The organism is Exiguobacterium sibiricum 7-3 (assembly GCF_000620865.1).
In the GTDB taxonomy this organism is placed as follows: Bacteria; Bacillota; Bacilli; order Exiguobacteriales; family Exiguobacteriaceae; genus Exiguobacterium_A; species Exiguobacterium_A sibiricum_A.
Genome location: NZ_KK211190.1, coordinates 34,311 through 60,524, shown reverse-complemented (window position 1 = coordinate 60,524; position 26,214 = coordinate 34,311). Strand labels below are relative to the sequence as shown.

Sequence of the window (26,214 nt, the reverse complement as noted above, 5' to 3'; positions counted from 1 at the left end):
AGCGGATTTGAGATGGCTTTAGCAGCAGATATTAAAGCACAACTCGCTCAATACCTCGATTTATTGGAAGGAGATCTTGTCCTCGCGGTCAGCGCCGGGACAGACTCCGTTTCTCTTGAGATGAGCGAGCTCGTCGAAGAAATCGCGAGCATGTCACCACGCATCAGCATCGAACAGGCGGCCTTGCCGCGGACACCAAGCTTCAGCGTCAACCGTGTCGGGGAAGAGAGCGGCATTACGTTTGCCGGGATTCCACTCGGTCACGAGTTCACGTCCCTCGTCTTGGCGTTACTCCAAGTCAGCGGTCGCGCGCCGAAAGTCGACGCCGCACTGATCGAACAGATCAAAGGCATCAAAGAGACGTATCATTTCGAATCGTACATCAGTCTCAGCTGCCACAACTGCCCGGATGTCGTTCAAGCCCTAAACGTCATGAGTGTCCTGAACCCGAACATCAGCCACACGATGATTGACGGCGGTGCCTTTAAACAAGAAGTCGAAGCAAAAGAAATCATGGCTGTCCCGACAGTCTTCGTCAACGGCGAAGCGTTCGGAAACGGTCGGATGTCCCTCGAGGAGATTCTCGCGAAACTCGGTACAGGTGTCGACGCTTCTGACTTCGCGGACAAAGACCCGTACGACGTTCTTGTCGTCGGTGGCGGTCCTGCCGGTGCCAGTGCTGCGATTTACGCGGCACGTAAAGGCATCCGGACGGGAATCGTCGCGGAACGGTTTGGTGGTCAAGTCATGGATACGATGAGTATCGAGAACTTCATCAGCATGAAGTATACGGAAGGTCCGAAACTCGTGGCGAGTCTTGAAGAACACGTCAAAGAGTACGGGATTGATGTCATGAACCTTCAACGGGCGACACGTCTTGAGAAAAAAGACCTCGTTGAACTGGAGCTTGAAAACGGTGCGGTCTTGAAAACAAAGAGTTTGATTCTCTCAACAGGAGCACGCTGGCGCAACATCGGTGTGCCGGGCGAACTTGAATTCAAGAACAAAGGGGTTGCGTACTGTCCTCACTGTGACGGTCCACTCTTCGAAGGAAAACGCGTTGCGGTCATCGGCGGCGGGAATTCCGGTGTTGAAGCCGCAATCGATCTTGCCGGTCTCGTCAAACATGTAACGGTGCTTGAATTTGCACCGGAACTGAAAGCGGATGCGGTCTTACAAGACCGTCTCGCGAGTCTTCCGAACGTCACGGTCGTTGCCAACGCCCAGACGAAGGAAATCACGGGTACGGATAAAGTGAACGGCATCACGTATGTCGAACGCGAAACAGGTGCTGAGCACCATGTCGAGCTCGAAGGCGTTTTCGTCCAGATCGGTCTTGTGCCAAACACAGACTGGCTCGGCGAAACAATCGAACGCAACAAGTTCGGTGAAATCCTTGTTGACCGTCATGGCGCAACGAACATCCCGGGTGTCTTTGCAGCCGGCGATTGTACGGACAGTGCTTACAAACAGATCATCATCTCGATGGGATCAGGTGCTACAGCAGCACTCGGTGCTTTCGATTATATGATTCGTAACTGATCATGGAAACGTCTTGCTTCGGCAAGGCGTTTTTTGATTGTAAAATCTAGTATAAACAGAATCGCTACGAACAAAAGAGAATTTTTCCCGTGCTTTTCTCGGGTGAGGCGCAAGCCGCGGCTTTTGCGACCACAGGTCTTAAAGCCGGGTCTCGCCTGCCTCGACAGCGCGTAAACGCGCTTTTTCCCGTAGAAGTCACGGAAAATCCTCTTTTAGGTCGATACTTTCATTAGTAAAGATTCAAATTCGAACTGACCCCTATAAATTGTTCGAAATTGACACTTTCAGCTAGTCCAGCTATCTGATAGATTGAGAGTATTCAAAATCTATCATAAAGAAGGTCTGACACATGCAAAAAGCAGCACCGTATTCAAGCACTCGTACCCGGCAACTCGTCATCACTTCAATGTCGATTGCACTTGTTCTTGTCGCAACAATGTTCATCAATATCAAGTTGCCAATCGCAGCGAATGGTGGACTGATCCACATGGGAACAGCGATGTTATTCCTGATTGCGATTCTTTTCGGACCACGTACAGCACTTATTGCCGGCGCTGTCGGAATGGGATTATTTGATATTCTGATGGGCTATACGATTTGGGCACCTGGTACCATTATCGCTCGCGGACTTCAAGGATTGATCGTTGGTTACATCGCTTGGTCCGGTGGTCGAAAAGGAACGAATGTCGCATTCAATTTGATCGGGATGATCGCTTCCGTACCGGTCATGTTGCTTGTCTACTTTGTTCATGAAGGAATTGCCTTCAGCAGTTGGGCGGCTCCAGTTGGTTCAATCCCGGGAAACATCACACAAAACGTTGTTGGTATTCTCGTCGCGATTCCAGTCGGGATTGCCCTAAAGAAAACACGTTTCTTCCGTCAACGCGGCTGATTTCACACAAACAACCCCGTTCTCTTCAAGAGAACGGGGCTTTTTTTTGCTTCCTATGATGTGTTTAACGAATCGGCTGTGCTTCCGTTAATTCAAGTGTTTTTGTTGTTTCGGCGTGGATTTGATCAAAGAGTTCCGGATTCGCGACGAGTGACGTCCCGTACGACGGAATCATTTCTTTGATTTTTGCTTCCCAGCCGGGTAGTTGATCCGGGAAACACTTGGCCAGCACTTCTAGCATGACCGGTACGGCAGTTGAAGCGCCTGGTGACGCGCCGAGCAACGCTGCAACCGAACCATCTGCCGCGCTGACGACTTCCGTTCCGAACTGAAGTGTCCCCTTGCCTTGCGGTGTATCTTTGATGACCTGAACCCGTTGACCGGCAACGACGACATCCCAGTCTTCCGTCTTCGCGTTCGGAATGAACTCACGCAGTTCGTTCATCCGTTGCTCCGTCGACAGTAAGACCTGTTCGATCAAGTACTTTGTCAGTCCCATCTCTTTTGCGCCTGCTGCAAGCATCGTCAAGACATTGTTCGGTTTGACCGATGTGATCAAATCAAGATTCGATCCCGTTTTCAGGAACTTCGGTGAGAAGCCGGCGAACGGTCCAAACAAGAGTGATTTTTGACCGTCGATGTAACGTGTATCCAAGTGCGGGACAGACATCGGCGGTGCACCGACTTTCGCTTTCCCGTAGACTTTCGCATGATGACGCTCGGCGATGTCCGGATTTTTACAGACGAGGAACAAGCCGCTGACCGGGAATCCGCCAATCTGTTTCGACTCCGGAATCCCTGTTTTTTGAAGTAACGGCAAGCTTCCGCCGCCGCCGCCGATAAAGACGAACTTCGCTGTATGATGTTCGATCCGGTTGTCACGTTCATTTTTGACTTTGATTTCCCAACCGCCGTCGACCCGTTTCAAATCTTCGACACCGTGACCGTAGTTGATCTCAACATCGAGTTGTTTTAAGTGATCAAACAGGATCCGTGTCAACGCTCCGAAATTGACGTCTGTACCCGAATCGATTTTAGTTGCTGCAATCGGCTCCGGTGACGTCCGGCCTTCCATGATTAACGGAATCCATTGCTTCAGTTGTTCCGGATCTTCCGAAAATTCCATCCCTTTGAACAACGGATTAGCTGAGAGCGCTTCCAATCGTTTTTTCAGGAATGTGACGTTTTCCGCCCCTTCAACCATACTCATATGTGGAATCGGCATGATGAATTCTTTTGGATTCGGCAACACCTGTTCTTTGACGAGGTGCGACCAGAACTGGCGCGACAGTTGGAACTGTTCGTTGACCTTAACGGCCTTGCTGATGTCAATCGTTCCGTCGGCGTTTTCCGTCGTATAGTTCAGTTCACAAAGTGCAGCGTGACCCGTCCCCGCGTTATTCCATTCATTTGAGCTTTCTTCCCCAGCACTCGCTAACTTCTCGAATACTTTAATCTTCATGTCCGGCGCAAGCTCTTTTAATAAGACCCCTAACGTTGCGCTCATGACTCCGGCACCAATCAAAATAACATCTGTTTGTTTAGGCATACTGCTCATGATATCCTTCCTATCCCCGTTTGATATTATGGACCTGTCATACCAGTTGAAAGCGCTCGTATGACGACAACTTACCTTTCCAGTATAACCCTATCACAGGTCATTCATAAATTAAAATATTGGGTGTCTCCACTTAAAAATAAATCGGCTTCCGAGTGTAATAGGACACATCCGAAGACATACTTTCCAGCAAACGGGCTATATACTCCTATAGGAGAAAAAGGAGGAACGTGCATGGCAACGCGCTGGATTTTCGGCAATCAACTCAATCACAGCTTACCGCTTCTGACAGAAGCGGATCCAAAAGAAGATATCATCCTGATGGTCGAAGCAACGTCCCGCTCGACCTGGAAGGCATATCATAAACAAAAACTCGTGCTGATCTTTTCGGCGATGCGTCATTTCGCAGAAGAACTCCGGGACAAAGGATTTACAGTCGATTACCGGGAAGCGGACTCGTTTGACGATGCTTGGAAGCAGCACCAGAAGCAGTACAAACCGACACACCTCCTCTATACAGCCACCACAGACGAACCGATGCGCCGTGTCATGCAAAAATTTCAGGATGCTCTCCCGAAATCAATCACTGTCGACGTCTGTTCCGACGTCCCGCTCTTTTTATTGACGCATGACGAAGCCATGGCAATACTTGGAGATAAACCGTGGAAGATGGATCGTTTTTACCGGCAGCTTCGAAAAGACCGCCGTTTGTTGATGAATGGAAACAAACCGCTCGGCGGAAAATGGTCGTTTGATGCGGATAACCGGAAACCGGCGAAGGACGGCGTTGATTTTAAAGCACCGATCCGGTTCCGCCCGGATCAGATCACGCGTGATGTCATCAACAAAGTCGAGACGACATTTGCCGATCATCCGGGTCAGCTTGAGACGTTCCACTGGCCGGTCACCCGAGCGGAAGCGCAGCGCGCGCTCGCCCGGTTTATCGACGAACGGCTTGAGACGTTCGGCACTTATCAGGATGCGATGCTGACGGGAGAAGATACGTTATCGCACTCCCTGCTCTCTTCGTCGATCAATATCGGCTTACTGTCACCGGACGAAGTCATTCACGCGGCGGCGGCCGCACTGGAAGATCAGGACGCACCGCTTAATGCCGTCGAAGGATTCATCCGGCAAATTCTCGGTTGGCGCGAATACATGCGGGCGGTTTATTTAAGTGAGATGCCGGGGTACGAACAGGTCAATGTCCTGCAACACAACCGGGACTTGCCGGACTTCTTTTGGGACGGCGAAACGACGATGACGTGTGTCGCAGAGTCGTTTCGACCTGTCATCGAAACGGCGCACAATCACCACATTCAGCGGCTGATGGTGCTCGGGAACTTTGCCAACTTGTTTGAGATTTCCCCGCAACAGACGGCGGACTGGTTCAACGAAATGTATATCGACGCCTATGATTGGGTCGTCCTTCCGAATGTGCTCGGGATGGCCTTGCATGCCGACGGTGGTCTCTTGTCGACGAAACCGTACATCGCATCGGCGAACTACATCCACAAGATGAGCGACTACTGCGGGAACTGTCCCTTTAACCAAAAGGATGCCCTTGGGGACAATGCCTGTCCGTTCAATGCCTTGTATTGGGATTTCATCGCCCGGCACGAGGAACGGTTCTCCAGTAACCAACGGATGTCGATGATGTACCGGCAATGGGCAAAACGGGATAAAAGCGATCAGCAGGCGATTCGCAAAAAAGCGACCGCCTTGAAAAAGCAATTGGCGGACGGACAGTTCCATCGCTGAGCTTTTCATCAACATCAAGAAAGACCCGGCTCCCTGCCTTACTTAGCAGGGAATCGGGTCTCTGTTTATTTACTTGATGCATCACGCACTGTGTCGTTCTGCTTTTTGATGTTTTTTCGTCCGCAGCTGATACAGGACAAACAATCCGATGAACCAGACCGGTGTCAGGAGAAGCGCAGGACGCGTTTCGTCCGCTACGAGCATGACGATTAAAATCAGCGTGAACAGACCGAGCACGAGGTAGTTGACGAACGGTGTCCACGGCGCTTTGAACGTCGATGCGGCATGCAATTCCGGCTGTGTCTTCTTGTATTTCAAGTGACAGACGAGAATGACGCCCCACACCCAGATGAAACAGATTGCACTGATCGTCGTCACGATGCTGAACGCTTGTCCCGGAAGTAATTTACTCAACAAGGCTCCACCTGAGACGACCAATGTCGAAACGAACAGCGCATTCGCCGGCACATGATTTTTATTAAGCTTCGAAAACGATGCCGGTGCCTGTTTTTGATTCCCGAGATTATAAAGAATCCGGCTCGTCGAGAACATTCCGCTGTTACAAGCGGATGCGGCGGATGTCAGGACGACGAAGTTGATGATTCCGGCCGCGACCGGAATCCCGATCAGACTAAACGTTTTGACGAACGGGCTTTCCGTTGCGTTCAGTCCGGTCCACGGATTGATCATCAAGAGGACAAGCAAGGCACCGACGTAGAAGAAGAGGATCCGTAACGGAATCTTATTGATTGCGGACGGAATGTTCTTTTTCGGATCCGCCGTTTCAGCGGCCGAGACACCGACCAGTTCAACACCGACATAGGCGAAGACGACCATTTGGAACGACAACAGGAAACCGGTGACACCGTTCGGGAACATCCCGCCGTGCTGCCACAAGTTCTTGACCGTGACCGGTCCCGCATCCGTATTAAAGCCGATCACAAGCAGGACGATTCCGACGCCGATCAAAGCTAAAATCGTGACGACTTTGATCAAGGCGAACCAAAACTCGAGTTCTCCGAACAGTTTGACCGTCAGAAGATTAAAGCCGAGTAGGATCAACAGGGCGATGACGGCCGGAATCCATTGCGGGATATCAAACCAGTATTTGACGTAAACACCGACGGCAATCACATCGGCCATCGCCGTCATGATCCAGCAGAACCAATACGTCCAGCCGGTTACGAAGGCGGCGCGCGGTCCAAGATAATCTTCCGCGATATCCGTCAGGGACTGATAACCGGCTTTTGACAACAGTAACTCTCCGAGTGCCCGCATGACGAAGAAAATCGCAATCCCGACAAGCAGATAAGCAAATACAATCGATGGACCGGCCAACTGAATCGCTTTCCCCGATCCTAAAAACAACCCCGTTCCGATCGTTCCACCAATCGCAATCAATTGGACATGACGATTCGATAAATCCCGCTTTAATCCTTGCTGTTCCAAACCTGAACTCCTCCTTTGATGATCTCTCTGTTTCCCCCGGTCAGACTGTTCTGTCAGTCCAACAAAAAAGAGACTGGACGGGTGTCCAATCTCAAAAAAATCATCAGAATAGCAAATAATCATTTTCCGGTCGGCAAAGCCAACACAAAAAATAAAGATTTAGTACTCTTCTGTCCTTTTGCCTGAGATTGTGAACCCTTCGGCGCCGTTTACACGGTCTCTCCAGAAGCTGCTCCTGCCATAGTGTGACCCATGACAATCATAGCTTTCTCTTTTTATTCGGTTTCTGAGGTGACATAATCACCTGAATTGTTTCTAATACTAGTAACCTTATGATCGTTTGTCAACCGTTTTATCAAATTATTTCATTTCTTCTTTCATAACTTGAAAGAGGATTTTCCATTCTATTACCAGAAATCTTTTATATGGTTACATCTCGAGGAGGTACTTACATTGCAGACATACTATCTCATCCGTCATTGTGAAGCGACCGGACAAGCAGCCGATGCTCCGTTGACGGCTCAAGGTCAAAAACAAGCGGTATTACTCGCTGACTTTTTCAAATCCATTCCAGTTGACCGGATTTTATCGAGTCCATTTCGACGAGCATACGATACTAGTTTTTCGCTTTCCAATGCTCACGATTGTCCAATCGAACTAGAGAATCGGTTGCAGGAACGCATATTCAGTACTTCTTCGTTAAATGACTGGCGGGCTGACTTAAAAGCGACATTTTCTGATCTCAATCTCCAGTTTCCCGGTGGTGAATCTAGTCGTGAAGCAATGGACCGGACCTCATCCGTCCTCCATGAGGCATTTCTTCATCCTGCCCGTCACACCGTATTGGTGACGCACGGAAACGCGATGGCTCTATTGTTAAAATCCATCGATTCAAATTTCGGCTATCCGGACTGGGAACAGTTGCGTAACCCGGACATCTATCGTCTCATCAAAAATTCTGAGGGTCTGACTTGCGAACGCTTGCCTTTCAATGCGCAAACAGACTGAAGGAAAAACGTCATTTTTTCAAGTATTCACCAAATGCATATGATAACTTTTAATCTATTCTTTTAAATTATGGAAAACATAAGAATTATCTATTTTACTTCCCCTTCGAACTCGACTACATTTAACGAATTGATAACAAAGTGAAGTAGTTCGAATTCCTGTCTTACAGTGATTCGTCTTAAGAAAAGAAGGGGTATGTTATGTCTACACAAGCAAGTCACGCACGAAAAGGGTATTTGATGATGGCTGTTCTCTGGTTCGCCTATGCGACGTTCGCTATGAACTGGGTCGCCGGTTCCTCATTAACCCCGCAAATCACGGCTCATTTCTTCGGAGACCGTACTGTTGACCCGTTGATTTCACAACTCGTCAACTACTCGATCACGACCGCACGCGTTTTCGCGAACATTTTGGCGGCACTGATTTTGATGAAACTGGGACCTAAAAAAGCACCGATGCTCGCCCTGTTGTTTCTGATGATGTCGATCGTCGCCATTTATCTGCCGAACTACTGGGCATATACGGCGGCACGGATGGTCATGGGTCTCGGCGGCTCGATGGTCATTGTCTACATGAATCCGGTCGTCACCCGTTACATCAGCGATCCGACGGAAAAACTGCGGATCAATGCGCTCAATACCGTCTCGTATAATGTCGGTGCGTTTGTCGTCTCGTTACTGTTTACGTTTTTTGCGACCCAGTTCACGAACAACTGGCAGCTGACGTTAACGATTTTTGCTGCTTTGACAGCCGTCCTGTTCCTCGCCTGGTTGATTTTCAGTGAAGAGTTCGATTTGAACACGGCAAGCGACCAAAATGAAGTCGTCACGGCTTACGGCTACCGGGATGCGATTAAAGACAGCTTCTTATGGAAGTATGCGATCGCGTTCGGCGGCTTCCTGACACTGTATATTCTGTCGCTCGTCGGACTCAAACCGGTGTTTGACACGTATACTGAGTTAAACGGATCGCTCGTTAATCTGCTCGTCTCCGGCGCCGGTATTATCGGAACCTTTGTTGGTCTAAAAATCGGCAGCCGCGGGACACCGCGAAAACCGATTCTTCTGATCAGCGGCTTCGTGATGATCGGCAGCTTCATCGTCACGGTTGCGTTTGGCAACATATCACCGCTCGTCTCGTATATCTTTGCTTTCGTCTCTGGGTTCGCGATGTACATTCAGTATCCGATCTTCATGAATCTGGCCCACGAAATGAAGGGTATGACACCACAAAAGATCACCGTCTTGTTCGGCCTGTTCTGGGCGATTGCGTATGCGACCCAAACCATCTTTACGATTATTTGGAGTTACACGCTCGGTCAGATGGGTTATACGGCGTCGATGGTCGTCTTTTTCCTCAGCTGTTCGACGTACCTGATCTTTAGTCTCTTTTTACCGGAAACCAAACCGAAACAATCGGTTCCGGCTTCGAAAAAAACAGCCTGATTGCAAACAATCCCCAGTGTCGCCTGCGACCTGGGGATTGTTTATTTTTGATGCGCACCGTATTGATTGCGCAGGATGAACAGCAACCGAATCAACGGTTCATGATAGGAAATGAAGACTCCTTTCCGAATCCCGGTAATGATTTCCTCTTCCGTCGCCCATTTGACGGTTTGGACTTCTTCTTCCTGTAACGTCAGGGTCGTCAGATCGACTTCTTTTTCAATTAAGTAATAGTCGTCAAATCCGACTTCAAACGGCACCGTCAACTGTGGACGCCGTCCTTCGAATGACAGCGATAGTCCGAGTTCCTCGAACAATTCGCGCTCGGCAGCCATTTGACTCGTGTCACCAGTCGTCGCACTTCCGCCGACACTGAGGTCCCACATGTTCGACCAGCCCTCTTTGAACGGCTGGCGTTGCTGAATCAACATTTGTCCTTGTTTGTTAAACAAACAGACGTGCACAACAAGATGGTAATCGCCGTCTTTTAATTCTGTCCCCCGCGGCCAGGTACGGCCTGTTTTTACGCGGTCTGCCGTATAAATATCCCATCGTTCCATTTACTTCTTCCCCCCTGCCCAATTGTCCGCAAACAGCGTCGAGACGGTTTTGTCTGCTTTCGCCCGGTCAAGTCCGAGGACGACATTTAAAAACAGTTGTTCTGCCGTGTCGTCGAGCAGTGTCAATTCGTATTGTTTGCCGAAGCGGACCCACCGTCTTTTGCCTTGCCCGATTTTATTTCCCTGATACATGACGCTGAACGTCATCGTCGCCCAGTTGATGTCGACATGCAACTCCCGGCTGTCAATCCGGTAATTCGAAAACATCACAAATCCGGTTTTTTGAATCGTTGCAACGACGCGCCCGTCCAGTTCAATCAGGACGTGAGGCAACATACTGAACGTCTGTTTCGTCACCCGACCGACTTCGGATCCTTCGTGCACGAGTTGCCAGTTTTTCTGCATTTGGAATAACTGTCCTCTTACTTCATACGCGATCTGTCCGGCTTCATCGGTAATCGTAAATCGCCTATTCAGTTCAAACGTCTGTTTCATCAAAAGCTGCTTCATATGCGCTTCCTCTCCTGATTGTTTTCTTATGACGAGCTGGATTCTTCATCTTCTTTGACACAGTCGATAGCGACAACAAGCGCAATTAAAATCTTCTCAATGTCCGGATCAAAGACTTGAATTTCATAACTGTCACCAAACGTGAACCATTTTTTCTCGACACTTCCGACGACGTCGCCTTGACGCTTGATTTCAAAATCCATATCCCACCAGTCTCCGTCGATTTCGAGATCTGCCGCATCAATCGTATAGCGGTCTTTAAAGAACGTAAATGATTTTTCGATCGTCAGTGTCTCACCATCGACTTCGATAAAAAACTTCGGCAACAGGCTGAGCATTTTTTTCGTGATGACGGCGACTTCCTCCCCATCAACCGTAGAGATTGAAAAAGTCTTCGGCAGTTTCATAAAGCTGCCTTCGACAAGATAAACGTCCTGTTCCTGCTGATCTTGAATCGAAAATCGTCCCCGTAAACTGAATACTTTCTGTTTCATGTACAGTGTATGCATAAGAAATCATCCTTTCCTTCATCTGATCCGTTAGGTTTGTATTCGTCAGGCGAGTGGTATCGGGATAGAACGGTCTTGTTTTACCTTATTCGACTAACCTGTTTGTTTTTCCCTCTTCATCGTCCCGCCGCTCCCACTCCTGAAGGAGGCACTCCCATGTCGACTGATACCATCATTCTGACGATCATCCTGACATTGATTTCACTCATCATCTTCGTTCCGTTAGTGCTTGGGCTCTATCTGTGGAATATCGATCACAGACAACAGGAGCATTCCATCTTACGAAACTTTCCGGTGCTCGGAAAAATCCGTTACATCCTTGAAAAAATCGGTCCTGAACTTCGCCAGTATTTGTTCTTAAATAACAATGAAGACAAACCGTTTTCCCGGAATGATTATAAAACCGCGGTTCTCTCCGGTAAATATAATACGCGGACGATGGGATTTGGTTCCGAACGTGACTTTGAAGCAGCCGGCTTTTATTTACAAAATGCCCTTTTTCCAACGAACCGTCAGGAACTGCGGATCGATAATCAACATAAAATTACGACTCATCTCTATCAACTTGATCAGGATAATCTCCTGACCCGTAAAGAACACTTGGTCGAACAACAGATTGCGCCGTTTTTACTCCCCGCCGCTGACGCTCCGATCATTGGCGAACATACCTGCCGTCACCCGTTTCAAGTCTTCGGACTGATCGGTCAGTCGGCGATGAGTTTCGGTGCGCTCGGTGACCGGGCGATTACGGCATTGTCGATCGGTCTCGGCCGGGCGGAAGGAACCTGGATGAACACCGGAGAAGGCGGACTATCCGACTATCATTTGAAGGGTGACGTCGATATCATCTTCCAGATTGGACCGGGACTGTTTGGTGTCCGGACGGAAGACGGTGCTTTTTCGCTCGAAGAATTCAAAAAGAAAAGTGAGCTGACACAAATCAAAGCCTTTGAACTGAAACTGGCCCAAGGTGCGAAAACAAGGGGCGGTCACCTCGAAGGCGAAAAGGTCACGGCTGAAATCGCCTCCGTCCGGAACGTCAAAGCCGGTGTCAGCATCGACAGTCCCAACCGGTTCAATGAATTCCAGACACCGGAAGAGATGCTGACGTTTGTCGAACTGTTGCGTGAGACCGGCGGAAAGCCGGTCGGCATTAAACTGGTCGTCGGCAATCTAAATGATCTGCATGAACTCGTCTCTTACATGACAACGTCCGGAAAACATCCGGATTTCATCACGATTGATGGCGGGGAAGGCGGAACCGGTGCGTCGTTCCAGGAACTCGCGGATGTCGCCGGATTACCGCTCAAATCCGCCCTACCTTATCTGCATCAGTTGCTGGTCGCGCACGGGATCCGTGACCGTATCAAACTGTTTGCTTCCGGAAAATTGATCAGTGCCGATAAGATTGCCGTCGCCTTAGGGCTCGGTGCTGATTTCGTCAACATCGCCCGCGGCTTGATGTTTAACGTCGGCTGCATCCAGGCGCAAGTCTGTCATACGAACCACTGTCCGGTCGGAGTCGCGACGACCGATCCGAAACTCCAGCAAGCGTTGATCATTGATGAAAAAAGTTTCCGGGTGACGAACTACATCATCTCGCTCCGGGAAGGATTATACAATCTGACCGCCGCTGCCGGTCTGAAGTCGCCGACCGAGTTGTCGGCAGACCATATCATCTACAAACAATCGAACGGACAAGTCACACCGGCCACCGCCTTGATTCATTATCCGACGCCCCTTTCCTAAACCATCCGCTTGCACTTTTTCCTCATTACGATTAAAGTGTATAGTTGATGAAATTTTAATTGTGCAAAACGAATTACCTTAAGGAAAGGGTTTTATATACGATGAAAAACAACTTTTGGCAGGACCTGCCACGACCATTTTTTGTACTTGCTCCAATGGAAGATGTCACCGACGTCGTCTTCCGTCACGTCGTCGCGAAAGCAGCGCGGCCGGATGTCTTCTTTACTGAATTTACGAATACAGAAAGTTACTGTCATCCAAAAGGAAAACAGAGTGTCCGCGGACGCCTTGAGTTCACGGAAGATGAACAGCCGATGGTCGCCCACATATGGGGCGACAAACCGGAATATTTCCGTGAAATGAGTATCGGGATGGCGGAAATGGGCTTTAAGGGCATCGATATCAACATGGGTTGCCCGGTTCAGAACGTCGCCGTCAACGGAAAGGGATCCGGGCTGATCAACCGCCCCGATGTCGCCGCTGAACTGATTCAAGCAGCAAAAGCCGGCGGTTTGCCGGTCAGCGTCAAGACACGCCTCGGTTACTCAAAAGTCGAAGAATGGCACGACTGGTTACGCCATATTCTCGAGCAGGACATCGCCAACCTGTCGATTCACCTGCGGACACGTAAAGAAATGAGTGCGGTCCCGGCCCACTTCGAACTGATTCCGGAAATCAAGAAGCTCCGCGATGAAGTGGCACCGCAAACGCTCTTGACGATCAATGGAGACATCAACGACCGCCAACACGGGCTTGAACTCGTCGAGCAGTATGGTGTCGACGGCGTCATGATCGGACGCGGAATTTTCCATAACCCGTTTGCGTTCGAAGTTGAAAAGAAAGATCATTCGAGTGAAGAATTACTTGATCTGTTACGTCTGCAACTCGACCTACACGATCAGTATTCAGCTGAATTCGAACCCCGTCTTTTCAAACCGCTCCGCCGGTTCTTCAAGATTTATGTCCGTGGTTTCCGCGGGGCGAGCGAATTACGCGCCCGTCTGATGGATACGAATTCAACGGATGACGTCCGGGCACTGCTTGACGAATTCGTCGAACAAGAAGGCATTCACGCCGTTAACTCGTTTTCGATTTAAGAAAAAATAGAGGTAACAAAAGAGAGAAGCGGCTTAGACATCGCTTCTCTCTTTTTGTCGTGCACGTTTTTTAATTCTTTATGATGTGTTTAGCCGTTTTTCATATGGAACGATTCCGTTAGCGTAAAGGTGATGTTCTTGAGTTCAAGTCCGCCAAGCGCAAAGTACAGCTTGAAGTAGTTGTGCGGATTAAACACAAAGACGTCTTTCGTCTGCGTCACCCATTCGCCATTCGTTCCGTTAAACGTAAACGTCGCGACCGGCATATTATTCGCAAACAAGGTCACCGGCATCTGCGCCAGTTCCCCCGCATACGACCGGGCTTCGAACGTGACGTGGTACATCCCGGTTTCTTCCGCCGTGACGGCAAAGACGTGACTGCTTCCGGTCGACGTATCGAGTTCGTCGAAAACGATCGGAACACCGCTCTGGAGTTGCTGATGCATCACCGCCTGTTCGTTGAGATCATCCGTTTCTTCCGGTAATTCGGTAACCTCGACCGTTGACTCCTGACCAAGTGTCCGCTCCATGACCGGTGACCGCAGGATGAACTGACAGATATTCGCCGCACTCCGTAACAATTCCGCCCGTGTCAACGTCCCGTCCGCAAGCGATGACAGTGTATCATCCTCGAACGGATTGGCCCCCGGTTCTCCGACGACCATGTAGAGATCGTTTTGCGAACGGACCATCGTCGCCGTCTGTTGCCGGTTGGCTTCCGTTTCTTCCGTATTGATCTTCGCCCACCAGTCGGTCATGACAACACCGTCAAAGCCCCACTCGTCGCGGAGAATCCGGGTGTTCTGATCATATAAGCCGGCGGTCCACAGACCATTGACGGCACCGTATGTCGTCATGATGGCATATGCCTGCCCCCGTTTGACGGCATGCTCAAATCCTTTCAGATAAATCTCCCGTAACGCCCGTTCCGAGACGATCGAATCGAGATCATGACGATGGAATTCCTGATTGTTGGCACTTAAATGCTTCAGCGTTCCGGTCACGCCAACCCGGTGCATCCCGTCGAGCTGGGCGACAGCCATCATCCCCGTTAAATGTGGATCTTCCGAGAAGTATTCGAAGTTCCGGCCGTTGAGTGGATGACGGTGAATGTTCATCCCCGGTCCAAGCAACGTATCGATGCCGTTTTTCCGGAGTTCAAGCCCTGTCATCTCAAATAAATCCGCGACTAAATCGACGTTGAACGTTGAGGCGACGAGCGTTCCGTTCGGCAGTGAGAAAGCTTTTGTTCCGATATCCATCCGGATGCCGGACGGACCGTCGGCACAGCAGGCTGCCGGAATCCCGAACGCTGTCAGCCGGTCGGTCACGCCACCAAACGCCGCTGCCGTTCCCGGAGTAACGCGTGGGGAGTTCATTCCTTCACCGCGGACGATCGCCGCAAGATCCTCATCCGTCAACTGATCGAGGAACACGTCGAGCGACGTCTTCTCTTCGTAGACATCCTTCAGGGTCAGTCCCTGGTTGTCCGAATACGTGCGTGCTGCCGGTCGTTCGGCTAAACGGCGGGCTTCCGGATCAATCGTCCGCAATGGTGTCGCTTCGTACGTGACTTCATACCCGGTCTCTGTCTGTTGCGGCTTCAGCCGGTCGAATGCTGTGATCGGTGCCATGTTTTCGCTTAATGTCTCAACTACACGTAACGCTTCGATTGTTTGTGTCGCCACGTGCGCCGCCGTCCGGACGTCTGTGCCGGCGTACAGATGATAAGCACCTGCTTCGATGACGTAAGACGATTTATGCCCCGTCAGACCCGCGTCATCGTAACTCGCAAATTCTGTCAGCGGAACGGTCAGCGTCAACGTCTCATGTTGCCCCGGTTCGAGCTGTTGCGTTTTCGCAAACGTCACAAGTCCTCGTGCCGGATTGCCGAGTTGTCCCTGCGGTTTTTCAAGATACACCTGGACAACTTCTTTCCCGCTGTGTGTCCCTATATTCGTGACGTTGACGGTTAACGTGACCTGTTGCTCCGTCATGTCGACCTTGTCAGTTACGACATCAAACGTCGTATACGATAAGCCGAATCCGAACGGATAAAGAACATCGTCTTTCGCAAACGTCTCAAAGTAACGGTATCCGACATAGATGTCTTCCTTGTAAATCGCCCGGTCCTCATGGCCGAAGTACGGTGTTGACGGGTACGCATCGAGGGAACGGACAATCGTATCCGGCAGTTTTCCGGATGGCGTGACCGCTCCCGTTAAGAGATCGACCAAGGCGTTTCCGCCTTCCATCCCGCCTTGCCATCCGTACAGGATCGCACTCGGATTGAAATCAAGCGCCCACTGCATGTCGATGACATTGCCGACGTTTAATAAGACGACGGTCTTCGAAAACGCTCCCGAGACTTTATCAATCAGTGTCAGTTCGACGTCCGTCAGCAGATAACTGCCGGGATCCGCTGTGTTATCACGGTCTTCACCGGCCGTCCGACCGATCATGATGATGGCGACGTCTGATTGCGACGCTGCGTCTGCGACGACTTCATCCGTGACCGGCATTTCTTCCTGCGACCACGGTTCCGCGGCCCAGCCTTCGCCTTTATCAAACGGATGATCTTTCAGCCAGACTTCATAGACGTCGAGTAACGACTGGTTTACCGTCACATCCGGATGTTGTTGCAACGCTTCGAGCGGACTTGTCACGTGCGTGACGTTGACCATTCCGCCGGACCCTGTTCCGCTTTTATAATAATTGAACTGATTACGTCCGAACACCGAGACTGTTGTTCCTGCAGGCAACGGCAACGTCTGCTTGTCATTTTTCAGCAGGACCGCTCCTTCTGCGACCGTCTGCCTTGCCAGTGCCGTATAGGCGTTCCAATCTAATGTATATGTCGTCATCGATTCATCCTCCTGTTGGTTGTGTAGTCGCAAACCGTTTCTTCAGACCGTTCGCGATTTCCGTGATGCAGTCTTCCGCTTGCGGATACTGCCCGAGCTTTTCGATAAAGGCGTGGTCCATCCCGTTGTATTGAATGCGTTTTGTTTTGACACCGGCCCGCGCGAGTTTTCGTCCGTACGCTTCCCCTTCAAGACGGAGGTAATCGTATTCTGCCGTGATGATCAATGCGTCCGGTAGTCCTGCCAGCTTGTCGCTAAACAGTGGAGAGACATGCGGATCCTGGACATCGGTCGTTCCTTGCAGATATAACCGGTTCAACAAGCCATCCGTGTCTGCAAGAGCTGTGACGATCCCTTCAAGCAACTCCCGATTCTCGTTCATTTCGTAGGCGTCAAGACACCACTCGAAATCATCCGTCGGCAAGGCGGCAAGATTGACGACCGGATAGAGCAGGACTTGGTACTGGATCATCTCTGTCTGCTGTTCGCGGTCAAGCAAGGCACAGACCGTCGCTAAGTTCCCGCCGGCACTGTCGCCGGCGACAGCCAGCTGTGTACGGCTGATCCCGAGCTCTGCCGCCTGTTCGTAAACCCATTTGACGGACGTGAAACAATCGTTCAGACCAGCCGGAAACGGGTGTTCCGGTGCGAGTCGGTAATCGATCGAAATCACGACAACGTTCGCCCGCTCCGCCAACAACCGGCAAGGATGTTCGACCGGTTCAAGCGTTCCGCCGAAAAAGCCGCCGCCGTGGAAATAGACAACCGCCGGTAACGGTTCCGTCGACCGGGGACGATAGATTCGTGCCGGAATCGATTGCTCGGCACTTGGAATCATGATGTCTTCCGTCGTGATGTCTGTCGTTGTCAGGTCGGTGTTGACCCAGCCCATCCCGGCCCGTGCTGCTTCGAGTGAAAAAGGGCCGGCCGGTGAACTGTCCTGCTGTTGCTGCGTCATGACTTCCAAGACGCGCGGATCGAGTACGCCGCTTTCCGTCCGGTCCGGTACCGGTTTGATGACGACTTCGACACCATCCTGTAGTTCACCGGTCTTTTTTTGCGCTAACCGATCGACCAATTGCTGATACTCCTGTCCCATGTTTCTTCCTCCTTTTATCGAATTCCTTACATGCTTATAAGAGGTCATTCATTTGTAAAAATAAGTATCGAAACCGCTTTCGTAAATGATTAAAAAAATGTCGGATATCTCTTTTTCTTAAAAGATACCGCTTACAAAATCAATCATACGCATCTTTATCCGATTAATCAATCATTCTGGATGATTCAAAAAACGGCACCCGTCTTTCGCGTCCTTTCCCTGTCGGAATGACGCGAAACGAGTGCCTTTTTGAATTAACTTAAAATATTTTCTTCCGAGACGAGCGTAAATCCGTCGATGACGGTATCTTCCTCGACTTCAATCAACAGACATTGTTTGCCGTTGTAATTGACCTGCTTGATGTACTTCAAATCCTGGGCGCTGACGGAGATATTCGCGACTTTCGTATTGATTTTAATCGATTTCGCTTCATAGTTCGGGACGATGTTGCTCGCCTTCATCTCGTACGTCGTATCATCGATGACTGTTTTGAAAGCCCGTTCGACCTGTTCCGTACTAACGTCTTCGATGCCGCTCGCTTTTAAGACCCGTTCGACTTCTTTGACGTCCAGCATCGGAATATCTTCCGGCTCGTCTTCCTTTTCGTCCTCAACGACAAGCAGGTGATTGACTTCCTCATAGACACCCGCCAGCGTTTTTGAATCGACTGATTCGCCGATGACCAGTTTGACGATCTCTTCAAACACCGCTTTGTCTTCTTCCGCCGTCACGATCTGATCACCGTTCAGGACGTTTTCGATGAACAACAGATCAGGTTTATTCGGCTTGCTTGCTGTGTAAAGGACACGGTTGACGTCCGCCGCATTATCCGTAAAGCACGGGAATAAAAAGCCGCCGATTGGTGACGCGAGTTTGATGACCGGATTGATCAGCAGGTTCGACTTGAACTCGAGATCGACATAGTCGAAGACAAGTGATTGTTTCGGCAGTTCCGTCTGGTTGAGACTGCTCAGAATAAACGGTGTCGTATAAACTTCATCGTTCTTATCAACTTCCGTCTCGTCTGCCTGCCGTTTCGTCGTTTTGTAATACTGTCCCCGGATGAACGTGACGACGATATCGTTTTCGTACTGCACGTCCTGGACCATCTTCAGCGCAATCTGTTGCATCTGCTCCGTCCAGTCTTCTGTCTCTTCCGTGTATAGCCCTTCGTACAACAGTTGTTGCGTATGTCCGGTCGCGCCTTCTTCCGGCTGCTGGAACTTGACCTCAAACAGTTTGATGTCGAGTTTCCCGGTCAGGACTTTCTTGAAGTTCGCAAGGAACAATTCCTGTTGCTCAAGTTCGAGAAAGGCGAATGGTCGGCTTTCCTCATAGAAGATTTCACTCGTTTCTTTGCGGATATATACATTATAAATTTCGTTGATTTTAAGTAGTTCCGAGTCGACCTTAAAATGGCGACGGATATCACTGATGTCTTGTTTGTTCATGGTACGGTCTCAGCTCCTTGGCGTTTGAATTCCTCGTGGCTCCTAAAAAAGGAGTGCCTGCTGTTCAAATCGAACAGAGGTACCCCTTTACTATACAAGAGTTGAATTTTTTTATGTTAAAAGTCCCCGCAATTTTAAATCATTCATTTTGTTTTTTTATCTAATATCGGTTTTATTTTTTTAAGTACTTCATTTCTCTATTACTTTGGGACTAATTCCAAAAAAATATTTTTGATGAAAAGTATTCAACTTTTGTAATGTTTACATGATTTTAACCCTATCCAAAATATTCGGTGGCATACTGAGTGAGTTGAGAGGATTCTCTCATCACACTTACATAAGAGGAGGCAGTTCATGTTCCAGAAACTCAAGCTACTCGCCGTATCGTTTGTTTTGTTTCTCACTGCGTTTCAGTTCGACCTCTCACCCGTTTCCGCACTCCCGTCCGGCATCCCGTCAAAAGCGACGGCACAATCCGAACTCAATGCCTTAACGGTCAAAGCCGAAAGTACGATGACCGGTTACTCCCGTGATCTGTTCCCACACTGGATCAGCCAGGGAAACGGTTGTGACACGCGCCAAGTCGTCTTGAAACGCGATGCGGATTCATACGTCGGCAGCTGCCCGGTCACATCCGGCTCATGGTACAGTTATTATGATGGACTAACGTTCACGAACCCGTCCGATCTCGACATCGATCATGTGGTGCCGCTCGCGGAAGCATGGCGTTCCGGTGCAAGCAGCTGGACGACAACGACACGTCAGGCATTCGCAAACGACCTCAACGGTCCGCAATTGATTGCCGTCTCCGCAAGCTCGAACCGTTCGAAGGGTGACCAGGATCCATCGACATGGAAACCAACCCGTGCCGGCGCAAGCTGTGCCTACTCGAAGATGTGGATCAACACGAAAAGCCGTTGGGGCTTAAGTCTTCAATCAACGGAAAAAACAGCACTGCAAACGATGCTGAACACCTGTACCTACTAAGAAGGAGTCGATTCGATGGAAACGAAAACCTCTACGTTTACCGCCACACACGGTGTCATGACGAATGAAGTCGGTGTCATCAGCGGCGAACTGGAATTACGGACGACCTGCCAGGAAGACGGTACACTCGAACTCGCCATTTCCTACGTCGGCTCAACCGATGTTTACACATTACCTGGCAAGGATTATCAGCTACATGATGTCCGCGACCATGAAGTCGTGCACCGGATGTTGGCGACGGTGCTGGAACGAACATAAAAAAATTGAATGTCCTACAAAAAACACATGTTGAACTGACTCCGCTGTCCGTTCGACGTGTGTTTTTGATTTTTAATACACATAAGGAGAAATTTTGATGTAGGTGGACACTCATTTCTTTATTTTTCATGACTTATCTTTACAAATCGGCTCATTGCTGTTTCATAAAAATATTCGTTATAGTGAAGGAAATATACAGTTTGATTTCGAAAGGAGTCTTTTCAATGAGAGAAGTGTTGATTGGGTCAGGCGTCGCGTTGATCAGTATCGGTATTTTCATGTTGTTGTACGGACACATCCCACAAGGTTTTATCGGTATGATTACAGTGACTTTGGGTGCAGTTGTAGCCATGTTAACGAAAAAGAAGAAGGTAGAATGACTATTATGTAGAAGGAGGAAACGTCATGATTCATGAATTAATGCGGGCATCTGAATCTACTACGATTGGTGGATTTATTGCAACGTGTGCTGACCCAATTTTAGCCCATGTCAATCCTGGCTTATTAAAGACCAAAGACCTGATTGTCTCCATTCACAAAAATCAATCCATTTTTGCCGCGCGCATTCCTCTTTCAGAAGACGAATTGAACTGGATTGAACTCTCACCGGAAAACATCAAAAAGCAAACCAGTCTGCTTGCTCCAAATACGTGTTACTTCGGCATCAAGCGGGGCGAACTATATGGAACATATTTAGTTTCGAGTGATTTAATCGCAAACGAATATTTCTCAGATGAGCAGGACTATTTAGATTTCATCGTTCTTTCCAAATCAGGAGGTCGGCTATGAATCCGTTTTTAAATCAGGTCGGGACTATCTTCATTCCCGTCAGTACTATCGAACAGTCACGGGACTGGTACTGTGATCTGCTCGGACTACCATCCGATGGCGAAATCTTGTTCGGTCGCCTGTACGTCATTCCGATGAACGGCGTAGATATCGTGTTGGACAGCAAGATTTTTTCAACAGACAATATTCTTAATACGCCACTTTTTCATTTTAATACAAACAATATCGAATAATCTTATACATATGTGAAGAATAAAGGTATCGAAATAATTACAGAAATTGTGCACGATCACTGGTTCAATTTTAAAGATCCCAACGGCAATCATTTGATGATTTGTATATGTTGAAATTTGTTTTCCTGTAAAAAATAAATCAATCTATTCGCTAGCTCCATATCGATTTTGTTTTCCCATCCAATCATTTCTTTCTCTCCATCTAAGATTCTTAGCAGATATCCAGCTTGCATTATATTCGATCTCGTTCGGATCAAAATCAATATCATCTGACCAGTAGTAAGTATTATTCTGTTTTAAAATAACAGCCTCAAACAATATCGAGGCAAAATTTTCTGCTGTCGGAAGGATATGCATTCCGGTTACACCTTCAAACCATAATTCAATTACAGACGGGTTTTTAAACTGACGTTGAAACAACAGTTTGACGTTCGTATCTAATTCGCCAGGAGCGTTCATGTTCAGATTCTCTTCGACATATGTTTCGGTCCACATATGCATTTCCTTCAAGCAGCCATCATGAAAATAACCAAAGTCCTCAAGTAATTCCTTGATTTCCGATTCTTCTTTTAGTTCGATCCAGTTCATGAGTGACCTCCAGTATATTTCTTGTTTTTGTTTTTAATAATTTCTTGCCAAAAGGGCTACTCCTTTTTTACAAAACACAAAAGACAATATTAAATCCCATTAAACATTTGATGTGGTCTTTATGTTAAATGTATTTATTTATAATACTGCTCTCCATATGGTATCTAAATGAGATTTTTTTCTCACTTAACAAATACAATTTCATTTATTGTTTTACTGTTTAGTTTTTATGGTTACGGGAAATATTTTAAATACTTCTTCTATTACACAAGATACTTTTACCTTTTCTGCTGTATTCAACGACTGCAGAACAAATATTAAAGCCAGATGAGTCGGTGTAAAGCATCAACATCCTATCCTAAAAAATATAATTCAAAATTCTTATGCTAAATAAGAGAATGATTTGATTCTTTCTAAAGGGGATGGATAAAATTTCCTTGGTATCATGAACGACATCTGAAATCTTAGGAGGTTAATCATGAATAATGGCCAGCCCGATTTCAACTCTGATTTTGCTTTACAATATGATTCATTTATTCGTTTAGCAGTTCCTGCCTATGATCAATTATTTCCGATGTCTGATTCTTTTTTTTATCAACCAAAAAAAACGTCTCCAAATCTCCTAGTTGTTGGAGCTGGAGGAGGAGCTGAGTTGCTTTACTTTAGTCAACTCTATCCTAGCTGGTTTCTTACAGGAGTGGATCCCTCCGACCAAATGATGAAGATTGCTTCGCATAAAATAAGACGGGCAGGTACAGAAGACCGTGTCAAATTACACCAAGGATTTGTTCATGAATTACCGACTGATATTAAATTTGATATGGCTACTTGCATCCTGGTTCTCCAATTCCTGCCGGATGATACAGCTAAACTAAACTTGCTAAAGAGCGTAGCTAAACGGCTAGAATATGGAGCTGCCTTTATTCTTGTAAGTATATTTGGAGACAAAGAATCTACTGAATTCCAGAAAAATTTTACAGCCTGGAAAGAGCGTTTTCGAAGTAATGGGGTGGACCCCGAGAAGAGTGAGGACGTACAAAGAATTCTTAAAATGTCCCTCATTCCAGAAGAAAGAATACTAGAATTACTTGATGAGGCGGGATTCAAGAACATTGTCAAATTCTACTCTGCATATCAAATTGGTGGTTGGGCAGCTGAGTTAAAGTAATTAATCTCTTAAAATACGTGCGATGTATAGAATCAAACTGGAATAACGAAAGAAATAATTGCGTCCATTTTCTGCCGCACACCATTGCAGATCTACATTTTTCTTTTTTCATCTCTGATTCTAATTCACAAGCTATTAAAATCGTTGTTAGACACAAAAAAGAGCACCCAAAGCTTATCGTATAGCTTTTGGGTGCTTCTTCGTTATAACTATATTTAAGGTGGAGAAAGGACTATTCTCAAAAGTCGTCTTTCTGACTTTTAGAACTCACTATTTATTGTCACGGGAATTTTTTTGAGAAACCTCATTTATTTATGGTACGGTTCATTCCGATTAATCCGATACGCCCGGTAAATCTGCTCACACAAAATCATCTTCATTAATTGATGGGGAAATGTCATCTTCGAGAACGAAATCGTATCGTTTGCCCGTTGCATGACTTCCGGTGCGAGACCAAGTGATCCACCGATGACAAACGCGATTTTACTTTTGCCGTACGTTGCTAGTCGGTCGAGTTCTGTCGCAAACTGTTCGCTCGTCCGTTGCTTTCCTTCGATAGCAAGTGCATAGACATGAACGTCCGGTCCAATCTTCGCTAAAATCCGTTCGCCCTCTTTTTTCTTCACTTGCTGCATCTCGGCGTCACTTAGTTGTTCCGGTGCTTTTTCGTCCGGCACCTCGATTTCTTGAATCGAACAATAGGCGCCAAGACGTTTTGTATATTCGGCAATCCCTTGCTTCAAGTACTTCTCTTTCAGCTTTCCGACCGTGATAATGGTAATTTGCATCATTTTTCTCGCTTTCTGACAGAAAATTCAGGAGTTATCCACAGAGTTATCCACATGTCCACATGTTGATAATTATTTTTTGCTTGACACAAGATATGTCGCGGGCTGGTCACAGTACTCACACGTGACGTTTTTCTCTGCCGGCACCTCTTCCAAAATCGGATACTCTTCCGTTTCATCGACTACTTCGTCGAGCGCTAACTCGACATGTTCTAAACAGACATATTTATCCACAGGTCTTTTCCTCCTTTTAAGTTATCCACATTTATCCGCTACCAGTATAACAAAAATTGACTTCCCTCACTGAAAAAAGTTATCCACACCTCCTCTTTGGAGTTACTTCTTGATCCGCTTACCTCACCACCAATTTCTTCATCGTGTCCGCTGCACGCGACTCCTACAGGAAAAAGCGCGGCTCGCCCGCGCTGTCAGAGGAAAACGAGACCCGGGCATCGACGCCGACAGGCAAGAATCCCGCGGCTTGTTCCTCGCCTGAGGAAAGCGCGTGACAGCGAATCACGATGAGAACAACAGTCCATTCTACGCAAAAAAAACTACCCGCACGTATACGAGTAGTTGATCTGAATCTGTTATTGTACCGTCGCTGCTTGCGCCGACAGTTTGACATCAAGTGTCTGTTTCTCGCCGCCCCGGTAGAATGTCACTTTGACGTTGTCGCCGACTTTAGCGTCACGATAGAGGACACTTTTTAAATCGGCAAATGATCGGATGTCTTTTCCGTTGATCTCAACGATGACATCATTTTCTTTCATCCCTGCTTTTGCTGCTCCGCTATTTTTCGTCAAACCGACGACAACAATCCCGCGGTTGACGTCACTCGGTAACTTCAGACGATCTTCCCGGAACCCGCTTGGGAATTCCTGAACGTCACGAATCTGAATCCCGAGTTGCGGGCGAATCACTTCACCGTTTTGTTCGAGATCACGCATAATCGGCAAGGCTTCGTTGATTGGAATCGCAAAGCCGACACCTTCGACGCTTGCTTCCGCAATCTTCATCGAGTTGATTCCAATCAATTGACCGGATGTATTGATCAGTGCGCCGCCTGAGTTACCCGGGTTGATTGCGGCATCGGTCTGAATGACTTCAGTGTTGAAGTCCTGCTGCCCGTCCTTGTTCGTATCGACAGGAACTGTCCGCTCCTGGGCACTGATGACACCGCGTGTGACCGAGTTCGCAAAGATTCCGAGCGGATTCCCGATTGCAAGAACCGTCTCTCCGGCACGCAGCGTATCCGAATCCCCGAGTTTCACGACTTGTGTCACTTTTGACGCATCAATCGACAGGACTGCTAGATCGTACGTCGGATCTTCTCCGAGCACTTTTGCTTCGAGTGCCGTTCCGTCGGACAATGTGACCGACAGACGGCTCGCCCCTTCAACGACGTGATAGTTCGTCACGACGTACGCTTTGTTGCCGTCTTTTTTATAGATGACACCCGATCCGGCACCGGTCTCCTGATCGGCACCCTGGAATGAACTTTGCAGATTCGTCACACTGACGACCGCTTCTTTCGTCTGACCGACGGCACCGACAATATCATTTTCTGATTCCGTCGCCTTTGTCGCGGCCTGTTCCGGCGTCGCGTTTGAGACCGGCGTCGGACTTGTCATTTCGTCACGGACGAACGGCCAGGCGATCAAGGCAATCAACAGCGCCCCGATGATCCCGCCGATCAAGCCGACAAAAAAGGCCTTCCCGCCGCCACGGCGTTTTGGTTCCTGCGGTTCTTCTTCATATGGTTCACGATAGGGACTGACCGGCTCATCTTCACTGGACCGCCGTGGCGGAAAGCCGCTCGTCTCATCGGTCGATGCGTAAGGCTGATCTGATTCATTCCGTGGTTCTTCTGGTCGATCCATCGACACACGCCTCCTTCTAAACTCTC

Annotated in this window: 24 protein-coding genes, 1 pseudogene and 1 riboswitch; of the genes and pseudogenes, 13 read left to right on the top strand and 12 right to left on the bottom strand. The window is 48.4% G+C overall.

Annotated features, from left to right (window positions below):
• Window positions 1-12 precede the first annotated feature (12 nt).
• Both ahpF and P402_RS0101300 read left to right on the top strand, forming a co-directional pair.
• A complete protein-coding gene (gene ahpF, locus P402_RS0101305) occupies window positions 13-1,542 on the top strand; it encodes an alkyl hydroperoxide reductase subunit F (RefSeq protein ID WP_026827068.1) in 1,530 nt (509 codons plus the stop codon).
• A 349-nt stretch (window positions 1,543-1,891) separates the two neighbouring features.
• Window positions 1,892-2,434 (top strand): ECF transporter S component, encoded by a 543-nt coding sequence (locus P402_RS0101300; RefSeq protein ID WP_026827067.1) that lies wholly within the window; start codon window positions 1,892-1,894, stop codon window positions 2,432-2,434.
• Between the two features lie 64 nt (window positions 2,435-2,498).
• Here P402_RS0101300 and P402_RS0101295 read toward each other — a convergent pair whose 3' ends face one another.
• Window positions 2,499-3,992, bottom strand: coding sequence for a malate:quinone oxidoreductase (locus P402_RS0101295; protein WP_026827066.1), 1,494 nt, complete (start codon window positions 3,990-3,992; stop codon window positions 2,499-2,501).
• A 234-nt stretch (window positions 3,993-4,226) separates the two neighbouring features.
• Between P402_RS0101295 and P402_RS0101290 the strand changes: the two genes are divergently transcribed.
• Window positions 4,227-5,753 (top strand): cryptochrome/photolyase family protein, encoded by a 1,527-nt coding sequence (locus P402_RS0101290; RefSeq protein ID WP_026827065.1) that lies wholly within the window; start codon window positions 4,227-4,229, stop codon window positions 5,751-5,753.
• 81 nt (window positions 5,754-5,834) lie between these two features.
• Here the strand turns inward: P402_RS0101290 and P402_RS0101285 are convergent, their stop codons facing one another.
• On the bottom strand, window positions 5,835-7,202 hold the full coding sequence (locus P402_RS0101285) for an amino acid permease (protein WP_026827064.1): 1,368 nt from the start codon (window positions 7,200-7,202) through the stop codon (window positions 5,835-5,837).
• Window positions 7,203-7,362: 160 nt separating this feature from the next.
• Window positions 7,363-7,438: riboswitch (glycine riboswitch) on the bottom strand.
• 217 nt (window positions 7,439-7,655) lie between these two features.
• Between P402_RS0101285 and P402_RS0101280 the strand changes: the two genes are divergently transcribed.
• Both P402_RS0101280 and P402_RS0101275 read left to right on the top strand, forming a co-directional pair.
• Window positions 7,656-8,210 (top strand): histidine phosphatase family protein, encoded by a 555-nt coding sequence (locus P402_RS0101280; protein WP_026827063.1) that lies wholly within the window; start codon window positions 7,656-7,658, stop codon window positions 8,208-8,210.
• A 200-nt stretch (window positions 8,211-8,410) separates the two neighbouring features.
• Entirely contained in the window at window positions 8,411-9,655 is a 1,245-nt protein-coding gene (locus tag P402_RS0101275; RefSeq protein ID WP_026827062.1) for an MFS transporter, read from the top strand.
• A gap of 41 nt (window positions 9,656-9,696) precedes the next feature.
• Here the strand turns inward: P402_RS0101275 and P402_RS0101270 are convergent, their stop codons facing one another.
• The 3 genes from P402_RS0101270 to P402_RS0101260 are packed head-to-tail and all read right to left on the bottom strand — an operon-like array spanning window position 9,697 to window position 11,234.
• Window positions 9,697-10,215 carry an NUDIX hydrolase gene (locus P402_RS0101270; protein WP_026827061.1) on the bottom strand — a complete coding sequence of 173 codons (519 nt, stop codon included), beginning with the start codon at window positions 10,213-10,215 and terminating at the stop codon, window positions 9,697-9,699.
• On the bottom strand, window positions 10,216-10,725 hold the full coding sequence (locus P402_RS0101265; protein ID WP_026827060.1) for an LURP-one-related/scramblase family protein: 510 nt from the start codon (window positions 10,723-10,725) through the stop codon (window positions 10,216-10,218). It lies immediately after the preceding gene.
• A 26-nt stretch (window positions 10,726-10,751) separates the two neighbouring features.
• Complete coding sequence (locus P402_RS0101260; RefSeq protein WP_026827059.1) at window positions 10,752-11,234, bottom strand: LURP-one-related/scramblase family protein; 483 nt, start codon at window positions 11,232-11,234, stop codon at window positions 10,752-10,754.
• A gap of 156 nt (window positions 11,235-11,390) precedes the next feature.
• Here P402_RS0101260 and P402_RS0101255 point away from each other — a divergent pair, with 156 nt between their 5' ends.
• Window positions 11,391-12,983 carry an FMN-binding glutamate synthase family protein gene (locus P402_RS0101255; RefSeq protein ID WP_026827058.1) on the top strand — a complete coding sequence of 531 codons (1,593 nt, stop codon included), beginning with the start codon at window positions 11,391-11,393 and terminating at the stop codon, window positions 12,981-12,983.
• A 101-nt stretch (window positions 12,984-13,084) separates the two neighbouring features.
• The gene (locus tag P402_RS0101250) at window positions 13,085-14,080 is read left to right on the top strand and encodes a tRNA dihydrouridine synthase (RefSeq protein WP_026827057.1); all 996 of its coding nucleotides are present in this window, start codon (window positions 13,085-13,087) and stop codon (window positions 14,078-14,080) included.
• A gap of 89 nt (window positions 14,081-14,169) precedes the next feature.
• Here P402_RS0101250 and P402_RS0101245 read toward each other — a convergent pair whose 3' ends face one another.
• From P402_RS0101245 to P402_RS0101235, 3 genes are all read right to left on the bottom strand, one after another.
• Complete coding sequence (locus P402_RS0101245) at window positions 14,170-16,944, bottom strand: glycoside hydrolase family 3 protein (RefSeq protein ID WP_026827056.1); 2,775 nt, start codon at window positions 16,942-16,944, stop codon at window positions 14,170-14,172.
• 4 nt (window positions 16,945-16,948) lie between these two features.
• The gene (locus tag P402_RS0101240) at window positions 16,949-18,043 is read right to left on the bottom strand and encodes an alpha/beta hydrolase (protein WP_026827055.1); all 1,095 of its coding nucleotides are present in this window, start codon (window positions 18,041-18,043) and stop codon (window positions 16,949-16,951) included.
• Window positions 18,044-18,297: 254 nt separating this feature from the next.
• A complete protein-coding gene (locus tag P402_RS0101235) occupies window positions 18,298-19,494 on the bottom strand; it encodes a DUF4317 domain-containing protein (RefSeq protein ID WP_026827054.1) in 1,197 nt (398 codons plus the stop codon).
• A gap of 354 nt (window positions 19,495-19,848) precedes the next feature.
• Between P402_RS0101235 and P402_RS0101230 the strand changes: the two genes are divergently transcribed.
• From P402_RS0101230 to P402_RS16115, 5 genes and pseudogenes are all read left to right on the top strand, one after another.
• On the top strand, window positions 19,849-20,481 hold the full coding sequence (locus P402_RS0101230) for an HNH endonuclease family protein (protein ID WP_026827053.1): 633 nt from the start codon (window positions 19,849-19,851) through the stop codon (window positions 20,479-20,481).
• Window positions 20,482-20,496: 15 nt separating this feature from the next.
• Window positions 20,497-20,739 (top strand): hypothetical protein, encoded by a 243-nt coding sequence (locus tag P402_RS0101225; protein ID WP_012371879.1) that lies wholly within the window; start codon window positions 20,497-20,499, stop codon window positions 20,737-20,739.
• A gap of 224 nt (window positions 20,740-20,963) precedes the next feature.
• Window positions 20,964-21,119: a hypothetical protein gene (locus P402_RS16965; protein WP_160168601.1), complete on the top strand. Its 156-nt coding sequence runs from the start codon at window positions 20,964-20,966 to the stop codon at window positions 21,117-21,119.
• Window positions 21,120-21,144: 25 nt separating this feature from the next.
• On the top strand, window positions 21,145-21,528 hold the full coding sequence (locus tag P402_RS0101215) for a hypothetical protein (protein WP_026827052.1): 384 nt from the start codon (window positions 21,145-21,147) through the stop codon (window positions 21,526-21,528).
• Window positions 21,525-21,875, top strand: a pseudogene (locus P402_RS16115) (VOC family protein). The gene P402_RS0101215 and the pseudogene P402_RS16115 overlap by 4 nt, the downstream one beginning before the upstream one ends.
• 30 nt (window positions 21,876-21,905) lie before the next feature.
• Here the strand turns inward: P402_RS16115 and P402_RS0101205 are convergent.
• Window positions 21,906-22,349 carry a hypothetical protein gene (locus P402_RS0101205; protein ID WP_026827051.1) on the bottom strand — a complete coding sequence of 148 codons (444 nt, stop codon included), beginning with the start codon at window positions 22,347-22,349 and terminating at the stop codon, window positions 21,906-21,908.
• Window positions 22,350-22,827: 478 nt separating this feature from the next.
• Between P402_RS0101205 and P402_RS0101200 the strand changes: the two genes are divergently transcribed.
• Entirely contained in the window at window positions 22,828-23,517 is a 690-nt protein-coding gene (locus P402_RS0101200) for a class I SAM-dependent methyltransferase (protein ID WP_026827050.1), read from the top strand.
• A gap of 308 nt (window positions 23,518-23,825) precedes the next feature.
• Here the strand turns inward: P402_RS0101200 and rlmH are convergent, their stop codons facing one another.
• The 3 genes from rlmH to P402_RS0101185 all read right to left on the bottom strand — a co-directional run bounded on the left by rlmH (window position 23,826) and on the right by P402_RS0101185 (window position 26,188).
• Complete coding sequence (rlmH, locus tag P402_RS0101195) at window positions 23,826-24,305, bottom strand: 23S rRNA (pseudouridine(1915)-N(3))-methyltransferase RlmH (RefSeq protein WP_012371884.1); 480 nt, start codon at window positions 24,303-24,305, stop codon at window positions 23,826-23,828.
• A gap of 72 nt (window positions 24,306-24,377) precedes the next feature.
• Window positions 24,378-24,539, bottom strand: a complete 162-nt coding sequence (locus P402_RS16800; protein WP_012371885.1) for a CxxH/CxxC protein — start codon at window positions 24,537-24,539, stop codon at window positions 24,378-24,380.
• Window positions 24,540-24,895: 356 nt separating this feature from the next.
• Entirely contained in the window at window positions 24,896-26,188 is a 1,293-nt protein-coding gene (locus P402_RS0101185; protein ID WP_026827049.1) for a S1C family serine protease, read from the bottom strand.
• Window positions 26,189-26,214: the final 26 nt, after the last annotated feature.

What these genes read in the sequence shown, in the direction of transcription:
- ahpF (WP_026827068.1), top strand. Translation starts at nt 13, where the DNA reads ATGGCTTTAGCAGCAGATATTAAAGCACAACTCGCTCAATACCTCGAT.
- P402_RS0101300 (WP_026827067.1), top strand. Translation starts at nt 1,892, where the DNA reads ATGCAAAAAGCAGCACCGTATTCAAGCACTCGTACCCGGCAACTCGTC.
- P402_RS0101295 (WP_026827066.1), bottom strand. Translation starts at nt 3,992, where the DNA reads ATGAGCAGTATGCCTAAACAAACAGATGTTATTTTGATTGGTGCCGGA.
- P402_RS0101290 (WP_026827065.1), top strand. Translation starts at nt 4,227, where the DNA reads ATGGCAACGCGCTGGATTTTCGGCAATCAACTCAATCACAGCTTACCG.
- P402_RS0101275 (WP_026827062.1), top strand. Translation starts at nt 8,411, where the DNA reads ATGTCTACACAAGCAAGTCACGCACGAAAAGGGTATTTGATGATGGCT.
- P402_RS0101270 (WP_026827061.1), bottom strand. Translation starts at nt 10,215, where the DNA reads ATGGAACGATGGGATATTTATACGGCAGACCGCGTAAAAACAGGCCGT.
- P402_RS0101265 (WP_026827060.1), bottom strand. Translation starts at nt 10,725, where the DNA reads ATGAAGCAGCTTTTGATGAAACAGACGTTTGAACTGAATAGGCGATTT.
- P402_RS0101260 (WP_026827059.1), bottom strand. Translation starts at nt 11,234, where the DNA reads ATGCATACACTGTACATGAAACAGAAAGTATTCAGTTTACGGGGACGA.
- P402_RS0101255 (WP_026827058.1), top strand. Translation starts at nt 11,391, where the DNA reads ATGTCGACTGATACCATCATTCTGACGATCATCCTGACATTGATTTCA.
- P402_RS0101250 (WP_026827057.1), top strand. Translation starts at nt 13,085, where the DNA reads ATGAAAAACAACTTTTGGCAGGACCTGCCACGACCATTTTTTGTACTT.
- P402_RS0101245 (WP_026827056.1), bottom strand. Translation starts at nt 16,944, where the DNA reads ATGACGACATATACATTAGATTGGAACGCCTATACGGCACTGGCAAGG.
- P402_RS0101240 (WP_026827055.1), bottom strand. Translation starts at nt 18,043, where the DNA reads ATGGGACAGGAGTATCAGCAATTGGTCGATCGGTTAGCGCAAAAAAAG.
- P402_RS0101235 (WP_026827054.1), bottom strand. Translation starts at nt 19,494, where the DNA reads ATGAACAAACAAGACATCAGTGATATCCGTCGCCATTTTAAGGTCGAC.
- P402_RS0101230 (WP_026827053.1), top strand. Translation starts at nt 19,849, where the DNA reads ATGTTCCAGAAACTCAAGCTACTCGCCGTATCGTTTGTTTTGTTTCTC.
- P402_RS0101225 (WP_012371879.1), top strand. Translation starts at nt 20,497, where the DNA reads ATGGAAACGAAAACCTCTACGTTTACCGCCACACACGGTGTCATGACG.
- P402_RS16965 (WP_160168601.1), top strand. Translation starts at nt 20,964, where the DNA reads ATGAGAGAAGTGTTGATTGGGTCAGGCGTCGCGTTGATCAGTATCGGT.
- P402_RS0101215 (WP_026827052.1), top strand. Translation starts at nt 21,145, where the DNA reads ATGATTCATGAATTAATGCGGGCATCTGAATCTACTACGATTGGTGGA.
- P402_RS0101205 (WP_026827051.1), bottom strand. Translation starts at nt 22,349, where the DNA reads ATGAACTGGATCGAACTAAAAGAAGAATCGGAAATCAAGGAATTACTT.
- P402_RS0101200 (WP_026827050.1), top strand. Translation starts at nt 22,828, where the DNA reads ATGAATAATGGCCAGCCCGATTTCAACTCTGATTTTGCTTTACAATAT.
- rlmH (WP_012371884.1), bottom strand. Translation starts at nt 24,305, where the DNA reads ATGCAAATTACCATTATCACGGTCGGAAAGCTGAAAGAGAAGTACTTG.
- P402_RS0101185 (WP_026827049.1), bottom strand. Translation starts at nt 26,188, where the DNA reads ATGGATCGACCAGAAGAACCACGGAATGAATCAGATCAGCCTTACGCA.